The sequence below is a fragment of the Paenibacillus mesotrionivorans genome, assembly GCF_046098205.1.
GTDB lineage: Bacteria > Bacillota > Bacilli > Paenibacillales > NBRC-103111 > Paenibacillus_AR > Paenibacillus_AR mesotrionivorans.
This window is the reverse complement of record NZ_JBJURJ010000007.1, coordinates 248,274-260,982: the sequence shown is the minus strand read 5'-3', so window position 1 is coordinate 260,982 and position 12,709 is coordinate 248,274. Positions and strand designations below refer to the sequence as shown.

The 12,709-nt window shown below is 55.5% G+C and carries 10 protein-coding genes; 5 read left to right on the top strand and 5 right to left on the bottom strand.

All coding sequences use genetic code 11. The features are described 5' to 3' along the window. The first annotated feature begins 68 nt into the window (after nucleotides 1-68). The gene (locus tag ACI1P1_RS12775) at nucleotides 69-716 is read left to right on the top strand and encodes a hypothetical protein (RefSeq protein WP_416216771.1); all 648 of its coding nucleotides are present in this window, start codon (nucleotides 69-71) and stop codon (nucleotides 714-716) included. A gap of 103 nt (nucleotides 717-819) precedes the next feature. Next, nucleotides 820-1,431, top strand: coding sequence for an SGNH/GDSL hydrolase family protein (locus ACI1P1_RS12770; RefSeq protein WP_416216770.1), 612 nt, complete (start codon nucleotides 820-822; stop codon nucleotides 1,429-1,431). A gap of 28 nt (nucleotides 1,432-1,459) precedes the next feature. Here the strand turns inward: ACI1P1_RS12770 and ACI1P1_RS12765 are convergent, their stop codons facing one another. The 5 genes from ACI1P1_RS12765 to ACI1P1_RS12745 all read right to left on the bottom strand — a co-directional run bounded on the left by ACI1P1_RS12765 (nucleotide 1,460) and on the right by ACI1P1_RS12745 (nucleotide 9,779). After that, on the bottom strand, nucleotides 1,460-2,404 hold the full coding sequence (locus tag ACI1P1_RS12765; protein WP_416216769.1) for a 5'-nucleotidase: 945 nt from the start codon (nucleotides 2,402-2,404) through the stop codon (nucleotides 1,460-1,462). Nucleotides 2,405-2,449: 45 nt separating this feature from the next. Then, entirely contained in the window at nucleotides 2,450-3,769 is a 1,320-nt protein-coding gene (locus ACI1P1_RS12760) for a serine hydrolase domain-containing protein (protein ID WP_416216768.1), read from the bottom strand. Between the two features lie 72 nt (nucleotides 3,770-3,841). Continuing rightward, on the bottom strand, nucleotides 3,842-4,702 hold the full coding sequence (locus tag ACI1P1_RS12755) for an AraC family transcriptional regulator (protein ID WP_416216767.1): 861 nt from the start codon (nucleotides 4,700-4,702) through the stop codon (nucleotides 3,842-3,844). After that, nucleotides 4,695-5,591 (bottom strand): MBL fold metallo-hydrolase, encoded by an 897-nt coding sequence (locus ACI1P1_RS12750; RefSeq protein ID WP_416216766.1) that lies wholly within the window; start codon nucleotides 5,589-5,591, stop codon nucleotides 4,695-4,697. Before ACI1P1_RS12750 ends, ACI1P1_RS12755 begins: the two co-directional genes overlap by 8 nt. Before the next feature lie 114 nt (nucleotides 5,592-5,705). Then, nucleotides 5,706-9,779, bottom strand: coding sequence for an Ig-like domain repeat protein (locus ACI1P1_RS12745; RefSeq protein ID WP_416216765.1), 4,074 nt, complete (start codon nucleotides 9,777-9,779; stop codon nucleotides 5,706-5,708). A gap of 402 nt (nucleotides 9,780-10,181) precedes the next feature. On the opposite strand from ACI1P1_RS12745, the gene ACI1P1_RS12740 reads away from it, so the two are divergent. Genes ACI1P1_RS12740 through ACI1P1_RS12730 form a run of 3 tightly spaced genes read left to right on the top strand, consistent with a single transcriptional unit; the run spans nucleotide 10,182 to nucleotide 12,601 of the window. Next, complete coding sequence (locus ACI1P1_RS12740; RefSeq protein WP_416216764.1) at nucleotides 10,182-11,081, top strand: MerR family transcriptional regulator; 900 nt, start codon at nucleotides 10,182-10,184, stop codon at nucleotides 11,079-11,081. A 15-nt stretch (nucleotides 11,082-11,096) separates the two neighbouring features. Then, nucleotides 11,097-11,657: a GNAT family N-acetyltransferase gene (locus ACI1P1_RS12735; protein ID WP_416216763.1), complete on the top strand. Its 561-nt coding sequence runs from the start codon at nucleotides 11,097-11,099 to the stop codon at nucleotides 11,655-11,657. Between the two features lie 41 nt (nucleotides 11,658-11,698). Continuing rightward, nucleotides 11,699-12,601 (top strand): dihydrodipicolinate synthase family protein, encoded by a 903-nt coding sequence (locus ACI1P1_RS12730; protein ID WP_416216762.1) that lies wholly within the window; start codon nucleotides 11,699-11,701, stop codon nucleotides 12,599-12,601. The last annotated feature ends 108 nt before the right edge of the window (nucleotides 12,602-12,709 follow it).

Below are 12,709 nucleotides of genomic sequence, written 5' to 3'. Positions count from 1 at the left end.
TTTTGCGGTTTACGTTCTCCCTGTATGCTTGAACTACAGAAATCATTATGAACGGGCAGGGGATACCAATGAATAAGGAAGAAAGGCAAGTGTATGTGTTATTAACCGACTCGGGGACGGTGCTGGGACGGATGATCAAATGGTACACCAAACAGCCGCTCTCCCATGCGTCGCTGGTGCTGGACCAGGAACTGCAGGAAATCTACAGCTTCGGCCGCAAAAAACCAAGCAATCCGTTTATCGGGGGTTTTGTCCGGGAGAGCTTAAAGAGCAGCCTTCTTCTGGATGCCTCCTGCGCGTTATACCGCTGCTCCGTGAGCTCCTCCGTGTATACGCGGCTGCAGCGCCACGTGGATGAGATGCGCCAACGGCAGGACCAGTACAAATACAGCGTGTGGGGATTGGTGGGCGTGGCCATGAACCGGGCGTGGAGCCGGGATAATGCCTTTTTTTGCTCCCAGTTTGTCGCCACGGTGCTCCAGGAAAACGGTGCAGTCCGTCTGGAGAAGCCTCCGGCCTTAACCACACCGGGGGACCTTGCAGCTCTGGAGGAGCTGGCCCCCATCTTCCGCGGCTCGGTGCGGGAGCTGCTGGAGCAATGGCGTGAGGCAGCCAGCCAGCAGCCTACCTATACCGGTCCTCAGCGGGCTGCGGGACGCAGCCGTCATGAGCTGGCGGTAACCAGCCCGGCTGCCGCCCTCACTACCGCCGGATGAATCCGGCTTTACGGATAAACGCATACCAAAGGTAAACTAGCCGCCGCAGCGGGCTTCTCCTATAATAGATGCGAAGAATCTCGAAACCAAAGGAGCTCGACATATGAACGGCAAATGGACGGATAAAGCATGGGCCACCCTGGGCGACAGCATCACGGCAGCCAATGGCTACCAGCCCCTAGTACAGGAAGCGCTGGGGTTCTCCACCGTACAAAACCTGGGCAAAGGCGGATGCCCCATGACCGCCGGAGGAGACCGGGATTATGGGGCAACCACGCATATGGGCAAGGCAATTGAAGGTGCCCCGGAATGCATCACCATCTTCGCCGGCACCAACGACTTCCGGCTGGATATGCCCCTGGGCACCATCGAAACACGGAGCATCTATACCTTCTACGGGGCATACACCACCCTGGTAGAGGAAATCCTCACCGCCCATCCCGCTGCACGCCTGAATCTGTGGACCCCGCTGATGCGGGACAAGGATGGCTGGAATATCTTCTCTGTCAACGGAGCGGGTTACCGGTTGTCCGACTATGTGGAAGCCGTCCGGGAGATCGGCCGGCGGTATGCCCTGCCGGTGCTGGACTTGTACGGGCAAAGCGGCATCAACCTGCTGACGCTGGCCCACTTCACCTCCGACCGTCTGCATCCCAACGAGGCGGGCCACCGGCGGATCGCCGATATGGCGGTGCCCTTCCTGAACAGCCTGTAAACCCGGTTCCGGCGGTGAAGGCTCTCCGTCAGCGCAGCGCCTTCACCGCCGCAGCGTTGGTAATCCCGAAGGGAACATGGGCCGAGGGCGAAATGCCGGCCACACCTTCGATATGTCCGATCTGATCGTCGAAGAAGATATGGGGCTTAAACACCCGCAGCACCCTCCCCTTGTCGATGCCGCCCAGGAAAAAAGCCTCGTCCACCCGGATGCCCAAGCTCCGCAGGGTGGTCACCACCCGTTCATGGGCAGGGGCATTCCGTGCGGTAACGATGGCAATGCGGATCCGCGGCCGATACGCTTCATCCTGCCGCGCCCATTCCCATTCCCGCTTCTGTAGGCGGGCGATTTCTCCGAAAAACTTGAACAACGGTCCGGGCGGCAGCAGCTCCCGGGCCTTCTGCCGTTCGTTCTCGTGGAACTGGAGCATCCCCAGCTCCTGATAAATACCCTCCGCCGAATCATCGGCAATAATGCCGTCGAAGTCAAAGGCGATCCGCAGCTCTGTCCCGTCTTCCTCATCCACGTATTGGGAGGGAAACACCTGGGCCGCGGGCAAACCGTTAGCCACCGCTTCCCGCACATCCTCCAGGTTAGCCGAGAGGAACAGGGAGGCATTGAAGGCCTCCATATAGATGAAGGGATTGGCCCCTGCCACAAACGCCGCCCGGGATATGGACAGGCCGTAATGCTCAATGGACTTAAACACCCGCAGCCCCGTATCCGGATCGTTCCGCGATAACAGCACCACCTCTACAGGCTGGTCCTCCGGCTCCGTCCCGTTCAGATTCAGCAGCCGCTTGATCAGCGGGAAGGCCACCCCCGGCTGAAGCACCGTTTGCTCATGCTCCCGCTGGTAGGTGCGGTACTCCTCCTCCCCTTTTTCCCGGAACACCTGATCCGCCTCATCCAGTTGGAATAAGGCGCTGGAGGCAACCGCCACAACAAATTTTTGTTCAATGGGATAAGGCAAAGCTACTCCTCCTTTTAATCGCCAGGATCACCCGGATCGCTGGGCTCAGACTTTCTCGTATACAAGCTTCAGGGTGTCGAACACATACTCTACACAGCGGCAGCTGCCGTCCTCCTCCAACCGGAAGAAAAAAGTGCTGTCGCAAACGGCGCATACGAACGACACGATGCCGTTTTCCGCAGAGACCAACCGCAGGGGAAACCGTTTCCGCCCGGCTGCTTGGATGAACAACCGGTCCACCCGCAGCTCCCCTTCCTCCCAGCTGACCGTAAATTCCCAGCCCATGGGAGAGAACACATACTTGCCGGCCAGATGCTTGTACGGCTCCGCATGACCTGCCAACAACTGGCTGGGATTTATGGGCATATCCGGCTCCTCGCCGGCCAATAGCCCTGCAAGCCCCCTTTGGATCCGGTTAACCGGAACGGCATCATTGTTGGCCAGCACAATTACGGTGGTTTCCTCCTGCAGCAGGTGGTGGACGGTACAGGTGTAACCGTAAATATTGCCGTCCATCACTAATTCTTCCGCCGGGTTCCCCTTGACCAGACAACCATAACCCGCATAAGCGCCGAGATATTTCATGAATCCGTACGCCGAGGTCATTCTGCCATAAGAAGCGCCGCTGATGATCTGTCCGCTGCCCAAGGCTTTGGTCCATTGCAGCAAATCACCGGCTGTGGAGTAAAGAAACCCGCTCCCGTAAGCACCGGTCATCTCGTAATAGTCCGCATGCACCGCTCCTTCGCCGGAAACCGAATAGCCGTTGGCCATACCGGGAATTACATCCCCATTGCGGCAGACACCGGTATGCCCGAGCCCCGCAGGACCGAACAGGTTTTTGCTGTAATACTCCTCTATGCCCAAACCGGAGACCTGCTCCACAATCCGGGCCAACAGCACATAATTGGAATTGCTTTTCTCCGTCCGTTCCCCCGGCCCGCATGTCGGTGGATGATCATTCAGCCACCGGAGGATAACCTCCGGCGACAGTTTTATGCGTGTCGTGTATTCCGGCAGTGCCGTGTAATCCGGGATTCCGGAGGCGTGGGAAAGCAGGTGGTGGACGGTGATTCCTCCGCCATGTCTGTACTCTGGCACATAAGCAGCTATATCCTCCTCCAGCGCAAGCTTCCCTTGGTCATGAAGCTGCAGGACAGCAGCAGCCGTAAACAGCTTGGTGATGCTGGCAATTTTGTATATAGTGGCAGCCGTATTGGGGGCCCCAAACTCCAGATTGGCAAACCCGTAGCCTTGATGCAGGAGAACCTGTTCCCCCTGGGCCACCAGAACAGTTCCGCTGAACTGCCCGGCCTCTTCCCAAACCCTCATATACCTGTCCAGACGGTGGTGAATCCTATCCATGATAACTCCCTCCCTTTCCTGCCCTCATTATATAAGCCAGCCCGTGAAGCTCTCTTGTAAAAAACGGACAGCTTACCCGGACTGCTTGACATAATCGGATGGGAGCAAGCCGCTGAAATCAACGAACTCATGGATAAAATGCGCCTGATCGTAATAGCCGTGCTCCAGGGCCGCACGGATTAACACCGGGTCCGCCTCCTGATTCAGATGCCGGAGGACCTGCTGGAACCGGATAATTTGGGTAAAAGTTTTGGTGCTTAGCCCCGTCCGTTCCAGGAAAATCCGCCCCAGCTGTTTACTGCTGACACATTCCTGTTGGGACAGCTCATGGACCGTGAGCCGGCCTTTGGCCAGGTAGATATGCCGGAGCGTATTGCGGAAGGTGTGATCCCAAGGCAGCCGCTCCTGAAGCCTGGCCAAGAGACATTGCTGCACAGCAAGAACAAGCTCCTCTGCCGGGACAGCCGGGCGGACGGAGCGGGTCAGCTCCGTTTCCAAGGATTTGCTTATCTCCGCAAGCGGATAAATCCGGTTCGTGAACAGATGGCCCGGCTCCTTCAGAAAATGCTGCAAACCGCCGGGATAAAAACGTATGCCCAGCCTGTCCCAGCGGGTATCCTCCGCCGGAACAAATACAGGTTGGTCCACGGTCCCCACCACAAAAGCGATAGCCTCCCCCGACATCCTGTCCCACTGCAGGATAAGATCGATACAGCCGTCCGGCACCATCCTCTCGCAGGCCGCCACCACGCTGCCTTCTGGACGCGCAGGCAGATACCAGTAGCAGCAAACCCGGCCTTGCAGGTCTGGACAGGGCTTCCATTCCCGGTAACGTCCGAGTGGATTGTAAATCCGGGAGCCGGTTTGGACAGGGGAAAACAAGGCACTGGAGGCAGCTGCTTTCACGTTCTTTTGTCCGTTGGGATCAGGCATTACTCTTGAACGCCCGCGGCGATACATACACGAACCGCTCGCCTCTGGCCATCACATGGCATTTCTGCCCAGGCGTCCGCTCATACAGCTCCTGAAGGAAATAACCGGGTTTTTCGCTGTTGTTGGCGAAAATATCATAATGCAGCGGGATGACGGTCTCCATCCCTGCTTCTGCCGCAAGCTCCGCTGCCTCACGGATGTTCATGTTGCCCACAATATCCCGGCTGTTGCGGAAATAATCCCTGCCATTGATGGGCAGCATGCCCACATCGATCCGCTCCTTACGGAGGAAATCCGGCAACCCGGGATAAACCACCGTGTCCCCGGCATGGTACAGAACAACACCGTTTATGTTCACCAAATACCCCACGAACCGGTGCTCCCTCTCGTCCCCGGTGGTTTCCAGAGACTCATGGGCCGCCGGCACCGGCTGGATGCGGATTTGCTCTCCTTCACGTCCCTCCAGCTCCACCCACTTGCCAGTAAGCGCATCGATAATCCGTTCAGAGGCTATCCCGCACTGCTCCTCCAGAATGGGACGGCAGCAGGCTGGCGCGAGAAACCTCATTTGCGGGCAGGCGGCGGCAAGTGCAGGCAAAGTTTTGACGTCCAGGTGGTCGTCATGCTCATGCGTAATCAGACACAGGTCGCCAACATCCACATCCTCAGGCCGGAGCAGCGACGGATACGTCCGTTTTAGGCCGTGAAGCTGCTCCAAATGATCGGAAAAGAACGGGTCGAAATAAATGACGGCATGCTGTCCTTTCGCTACGACACTTTCCTGTCCAAAAAACCAAAGGGCCGCACAGCCCTCCGGCGGTGCCGTATCCCTGATTTCGGCCATCAGTATCTCCGGGGTGCGGGAAGGTGTGGATGATGGTTGATTCATTATGCTGCCTCCATTCATGAATTCGCTATATCCCCATTCTAGCAAGTCCGCCTTACAACAGTAAAGAAGCTGCCGGGATATACCCGACAGCTTGGAGTCTTTTCAATAAGTTAGTTAGATCAAACCGGATTTTTGCAAAAGCCGTTGAATGACAGTGGCTACTTCTGCTCTGGTAATGGATTCCTTCGGAGCCAGAACATTGCCGTCCCGGCCTGCGATGAGGCCTGCTTGAACGCTTCCGGTAATACCGTCAGCAGCCCAATCGGAAGCATCTGCTGCATCTAGGTAAGCGGCAAGCACATCGGCTTGTGCCTGAAGCTTATCCTTCAAGCCGGTCAGCTGCATGGCTCTGGATACCATCACCATGGCCTGCTCCCGGGTAATGGACTCGTTGGCACGGAAGGTTCCGTCTTCGAAGCCGCTGATCAAGCCGTAGGAATAAGCGGTTTGAACTGCGCTGCTGTACCAATCCGAAGCGTTCACATCGGAGAAGGCTGCTGCGCCGCCTTCCAGCTTCAAACCAAGGCCGCGGACAAAGATGGCGGCAAATTCCGCACGGGTAATGCTGCGGTCAGGGCTGAAGCCGTTATCGCCGGTACCTTCGATGACCATACGGGAGCCCATATCATTGACGGCTGCTTTGGCCCAATGGGCTTCTACATCACTGAACTCCAGCGGGTGCCATACAACAGAGTAGGAGCTGTTGGTCATGCTGTTCAGCACTGCATAATACTTGCCGTCCAGTACGATGACCTTCGTCGGAATGTGGCGGACTGTTCCGTCAGCATCCACCACAACACCTGTGGTGATTCTGCTGGGGTCAGCACCATCAGGTACTGCAATGGTACGTTTTACGAATGCATCGAACTTCTGCACTTCAACGGAAGCTGCTTCATACGTCGCTGTGATGGTAAAGTCCACAGGCGCAGTCACCAGCGTGAAGTTTCTTGCGCCTGCTGCCTGTTCAGCTGCCTTCACTGCATCCGCGGAAGCCTTGGCAATCTGGATCTGCACCGTAATATCCTGCAGGGCCACGAATTTGCCGAGCTTCTCGGAGATGGAAGCCATGTGAATTTGCTGGGCAGGCAGGGTGTAGGAGGCCTGGCCGGTTTTGATCTCCAGAATAGCTTGTTTGTTCTCCATCTGCTGGATCATTTGACCGTTCAGGGTAGTGACGATCACATCCGAATTTACCGTTACCGGAACTGTTACTACTGCTCCTTGACCTTCGGCTGCAAGCTTGGCTTCCAGCTTGGTTTGGTCGATTTTCAATGTAGAGACGGTTTGGTTGTTCACGTTGTTGGTGTTCAGGGTGCCTGCTTCTTCAGCCTTGCCGTTCACCAGGACACTGACTCCGGATGGTGCAGGGGCCGCAGGGCCACCACCGCCACCGCCCGTAACAACGGGAGCAGCCGGTTCTTCAGAGGAGGAGTCCTCCGGTTGAACAGGGACATTCACCGTCACATTTACGGTACCGGTGGAGCCGTTATAGGTCTTGTCTCCGTTGTAAGTAGCTGTAATGGTTCCTGTCACCAGGGTTGTGGACGTAAAGCTTGCTTGACCCAATTCATCCAAAGCCACAGTCTCATTGAGTCCGCCGGGGCCGGTAAAGGTTACGGTTCCAGCGGGAATGCCCACGTTGGGAATAATGACAGGCACATTGGTAACGGGCAGATCAGTCGGCATACCATAGATATGAAGCGGGCTGTCCTGCGCCACCGTTGCGGTTACCGTTACGGCTTCGCCTGCATTCGTCGGATCCGGTGTGGCGGTTACGGTCGTGAGTGTATCCGTCAACTGTACGGTAATCGGTGTGGTGCCGGTGGAGCTTACGAAGATGCTGTCACCGTTGTAGGTGGCAGTAATGATGCCGGTTTGCAGGTTTGTTGTCACAGTGCTTGCTTGGCCTGATCCATTCAGGGTCACGGTTTCGTTCAGACCCGGACCGGTGAAGGTTACAGTGCCTGTAGGAATACCCACATTGGGAATAATGACAGGCCAGTTGATCGGCCAATTCACAGGTGCATTAGACGGCTGCGAATAAACCTGAATAGGTGCATTGGCTGCTACAGTAGCCGTTACCGTTACCGCTTGGCCCACAAAGGACGGATCCGGAGTAGCGGTTACCGTTGTGGTGGTTTCCGGCTTGTTCACCGTAACGGTTGTGGTGCCTGTGGAGCCTTGATAAACGTTATCTCCATTATAAACAGCTGTGATGGTACCGGTTTCCAGCGTTGTGGTGGAAAGGGTGGCTTGCCCCACACCGTTCAACGCCACGGTTTCGTTCAGACCGCCGGGGCCTGTGAAGGTTACCGTACCCGTGGGATTACCTACGTTAGGAATTAACGGGAACGGCGGGAAGTTGATGGGATTATTCAATGGATTACTCAGGACAACCGTTGCCGTAACGCTCACCAATTGACCTGTGTAAGAAGGATCCGGTGTAGCTGTTACAGTCGTTGTGGTTTCCGGAGCATTTACAGTAATCGTTGTTGTACCGGTGGAACCGTTATACACGGAATCCCCGTTATAAGTTGCAGTAATAGTGCCGGTAACTAATGTATTCGCAAAAATATAGGCTTCCCCGTTCACATTCACACCGGCCAGTTGGTTATAACCATTGGGGCCTGTGAAGGTCACTGTACCGGTAGGAATGGGATTATTACCCGGTTGGGCAGGCAATACAGTAGCAGCCAGCATGACATCCTGACCTGGTGCTGCAGGGTTTGGCGATGCAATCACGGAGGTTACGGTATCAGCAAGTGCACCGGGCAAAGTCGTTACGTTGGTTGTGCCGGTGGAGGTATGGTAATAGACACCCCCATTATAAGCGGCAGTTATGGTGCCGCTGCCCATTGTGGAGGTGACGACACTGGCTTGGCCCGCTACATTCAGGTTTACGGTTTCATTCACACCAGGACCGGTAAAGGTAACAGTGCCATCGGGAATTCCCGCACTCGGGTTAAGTGAGGTCACAGCAGCAGTAAGCGTAACGGAATCACCGGCCGTCGACGGGTCAGGTGTGGCGGTCACCATAGTTACCGTAATGGCTGGCTGCACGGTCACCGGTATAGTATCGTCGGAAGGGGTATAGTTTACGTCGCCATTGTAGGCAGCAGTCACAAGACCGGATACCAGCAGATCGGTCATCATGCTGGCTTCGCCGCCCATGCTAACCGGAACTGTTGCATTCAAGCCGTTGGGACCGGTAAAGGTTACAGTGCCGGTTGGTGTCCCGGACCCCGGAGGGGATGCCGTAACGGTTGCCGACAAAATGACGGTTTCTCCCTTTACGGACGGATTCGGAAATACGTTAACCACGGTATGCGAAGCAGCAGCGTTTACCGTAAGGTTAGCCGTTCCCGTTGAGACATCATAATTTACATCCCCATAATAAGTGGCGGTAATGGTGCCGGCAGCCAGATTAGAGGAGGTAAAGCTGGCTTGTCCCGCCGGGTTCAAAAACACATTTTCATTCAGACCGCCAGGCCCGGTGAAGGAGACCATCCCTTCCGGAATGCCTGTAGCCGGAGCATTAGCGGTTACTGTGGCAGTGACGGTCACAGATTCTCCGATGACAGCCGTATTCGGCGTCAAATCCACAGTGGTGGTGGTCGATGCAGGGTTAATGGTAACGGGAGTGCCGTTCATGGAAGGAAGGAAATTTTGGTCTCCGGAGTAGCTGGCAGTAATCATACCGGAAGTCAGGGTACTGACCATAGTTCCGGCTTCACCGTTGACCAATACGACCATTTCGTTAAAGCCGTTGGGGCCGCTAAAGTTGACAATTCCGGTGGGTTGGCCGGAGCCTGGAGGAAATGCTTCTACCAGCGCACTTACCAGAACGGATTCGCCGTATGCGGAGGGATTGGGTGTTGCGGTTACACTCGTAAAGGTTTCAGCCGGATTTACAGTGATGTTTGTATTCCCGGTGGACGTATGCATAGCTCCGTCTCCGTTATAGGTTGCGGTAATGGTACCCGTTACCAAGGAGGTGGAGATCACGTATGCTGTACCCGAACCATCCAGCGGAACGGTATCATTCAAGCCGGCGCCGTTAAAGGTTACCGTGCCGGTTGGTGTCCCGATATCCGGGGCAACCACTTCTACGGTAGCTGATATAGTGACTGACTGTCCATAGACAGAGGGGTCTGGCGATGCAAAAACGCTTGTTGTGGTATCTGCCATAGCGGCCTTAGCAATATGTAAGGAGCTTCCTATGTAAAAAAACAATAATGCCAAGCTTATGAATACGACAAAAATCTTTTTTAGGCCCGTTACGCTAGATACCATCGATGTGATCTCTCCTCTTGTCATGAATGCATGTTATAAATTGTGGATGGGGGAGATAAAACAAAACCTTTTGTATGTGAGAAAACTTGCTGTTCTCACCTCCTTCTAAATAGCCGATCCAACTTTATAATGGTTATTAATTGAAATCTATTATCAGTATAGCACGAATTTTCGACAATTTTCTACAGAAATTTTCAAAATTTTCTTTTCCAAGTTTAGGGATATGGATAGGTCTGGTGTCCCACTTCTCCTTTTGCCCAAAACCCGCTTGACTGCGCCCCGGGGTGACACCCTAAGATGGGGACAGAGGTGAATGAAATGCGTTATTCCATCGGCCAGTTTGCGGGCCTGCACCACGTATCCAAAAAGACACTCCGGTACTACAAGGATATCGGCCTTCTTGAACCGGCCGGCCTTGATCCGGCCAACGGATATGCCTTTTATGAAGAGGAACAGCACCTGCGGATGCAACACATCCAGTACCTGCGCAGGCTGCGTTTCAGTCTGGAGCAAATCGGCCTGCTTCTTTGTACCCAACCGGGAGAGTGGGCGGATATGATCAAGGGGCAGCTTGCCATAATGCGGTCGGAGGCGAGGCTTTTGGCGGGCATTGAGCATGAGCTGCATTCCCTTCAAGGCCGGATTGACGAAGGTCAGGAGCCCTTCCGGATTCCGGCAGCAGCCACAGAATATCAGGTGGATACCTTCCGATTATTTGCTCCCGTCTCCATTATTGGCCGGGGGGAGCGTGTGCCGTATAACCGCCGGGTGGATAAGGAAGCCCGGATCAATCATTTAATCAGCCAATTTTTCGGAAATGATGAAGCCTCCGCCATTCCCAACCAGGCTATCCCGCCTGTTTCCTTCGGTCTTGTCTGTGAATGTGAGGAGGATATGAGCGAAGGCACGTATCTATTGGGAGTGCAGGTGGTAAGCCTGGATACAGTTCCGGAAGGGTTGCGCAGCTTTATTTTGCCGGCCGGACGGTATGTGCGGGTTGCTTTCCAGGCTGTTGACCGGGAGGACCTGACCAATCGCGCCTTGGAGGGCGCTTATACCCTGCTGTACAATGAGTGGCTGCCTCAGTCGGGATACCCCCGGCCGCCTATGCTGGCTGTAGAGGTGTACCGGGAGCACCATATGGAGGCCCCTGTTCATCCCGGGATGGAGCTGTGGCAGTTTTTATCGGATGAATAAGGAGGAGGTGCTTGCTTGAGCTTCCCACGGCTGTTCCCCAGTGAACGTTTAGTTTACCGCCCTCTTTCCATGGAGGACCTGGAGGTTTATATGGCAATGCGCCATGAAGCCACTTACCGGCAGTGGTTTTACTTTCAGGCTCCACCCACATTGGAGAGCGCTGCCAAGGAAATCAGGGTGATGCAGGAAAAAGCATCCCGCAAGATTAATTTGCTTAAGGAGTCGTTCGACACTGGCGTTTATTTAAAAGAGTCCGGCAGCTTGATCGGTACGGTCTCGCTGAACAAATTTCACGGACCCGAGGATGAGCTGGAGTTTGTGGAAATCGGATTCGGCATCGGGGAAGCATATCAGGGCAATGGGTATGCAACGGAGGCGGCAAAGACTGCTGTTGTATGGGGATTGGACCGGCTTCGGGAGTTGGGAGCCGTGCCTGTCATTGAGGGGAATGTGGAGCATGCCAATTGGCCGTCCCGGAAGGTTTTGGAGAAAGCGGGATTCCGTTTGGTCCGCACCCAAAAATATGTGACGGTTTATGAGATAAGGAGCACTTCATCTGGTATACTGGGAGGTTAATACCGAATGAAAGTTTATACAGAATGAAGGAGTATGCGCCTATGAACCCTCCGTATTTCCTGCCGTACAGTGTGGCCATGATTACCCCGTACACCCCTGGGGATGAGATCGATGAGGCGGGCATCCGCCGGATGGTGGAGTATTATAAGGAGCATCAAGTCCCTGCGCTGTTGGTTAGCGGTTCAACGGGAGAGCAGCATTCGTTGTCAGTGGACGAAAGAGTTTTCCTGTACCGTGCGGTGAAGGAGGCCGACTCGGACCAGGTGCCTCTGTACGCCGGAGTCGCTTCCATCCGCACGCGGGATGCTGTCCGGCTGGCCAAGGAAGCAGAATTGGCGGGGTACGCCGCGATTATGCTGGGGTTCCCTCCGTATGTCCGCCCCAATCAGGAGGAAGCGGTGCAGTATGTTGAGGCAGTCTGCGCCGCTGTCTCTTTGCCGGTGATGCTCTACAATAATCCGCTGCGGACCGGCTTTTCTCTGGAGCCTGAGACCTTGATCCGCCTGGTCGAGCAGCATCCTCAGATTACGGCCCTGAAGGAAGCGGGCAGCCCGGAGCATGTCTTGAGGACGAAAGAGAGGCTTGCGCCCGGCGGCTTCCAGGTGCTGTCCGGCTCTGATCTCACCATTGAGGAATCCTTCGCCAAAGGCTACAACGGACTGACCAGCGTAGCGGGAAATCTGTTCCCGCAGGAGATGGGCCGCGTTATCGTGCTGCTCCGGGAAGAGCGGCAGAGCGAAGCCCGGGAGCTGCTGGCGGAGCTGGAGCCCCGCTTGACGCTGGCCGGCCGGATCGGATGGGTGCGGGTCATCCGCCACCGCTTTGCGGCCTTGGGTCTGGTCAGCGCCAGCTGCCGGGAGCCGCTGACCCCGTTGACGGGAGCGGAACAGACGGAGTTGGCCGGGACGGGGATGTGGGAGTTTGCAACTGGCCGCACCCGCTGACTGGTTGATCGTCCACGCTTCCGCACCATACCCCGCCCCGTAACGGACCGTCGTTCCGTTATTTCCTCTTTCAGGCATGTTTTGAGACTTCGCGGACACAGATGACCT

Bases quoted from the DNA above. Each gene is read 5' to 3' on its own strand.
- ACI1P1_RS12745 (WP_416216765.1), bottom strand. From the start codon at position 9,779: ATGGCAGATACCACAACAAGCGTTTTTGCATCGCCAGACCCCTCTGTC.
- ACI1P1_RS12740 (WP_416216764.1), top strand. From the start codon at position 10,182: ATGGGGACAGAGGTGAATGAAATGCGTTATTCCATCGGCCAGTTTGCG.
- ACI1P1_RS12730 (WP_416216762.1), top strand. From the start codon at position 11,699: ATGAACCCTCCGTATTTCCTGCCGTACAGTGTGGCCATGATTACCCCG.
- ACI1P1_RS12750 (WP_416216766.1), bottom strand. From the start codon at position 5,591: ATGAATCAACCATCATCCACACCTTCCCGCACCCCGGAGATACTGATG.
- ACI1P1_RS12770 (WP_416216770.1), top strand. From the start codon at position 820: ATGAACGGCAAATGGACGGATAAAGCATGGGCCACCCTGGGCGACAGC.
- ACI1P1_RS12775 (WP_416216771.1), top strand. From the start codon at position 69: ATGAATAAGGAAGAAAGGCAAGTGTATGTGTTATTAACCGACTCGGGG.
- ACI1P1_RS12755 (WP_416216767.1), bottom strand. From the start codon at position 4,702: ATGCCTGATCCCAACGGACAAAAGAACGTGAAAGCAGCTGCCTCCAGT.
- ACI1P1_RS12760 (WP_416216768.1), bottom strand. From the start codon at position 3,769: ATGGATAGGATTCACCACCGTCTGGACAGGTATATGAGGGTTTGGGAA.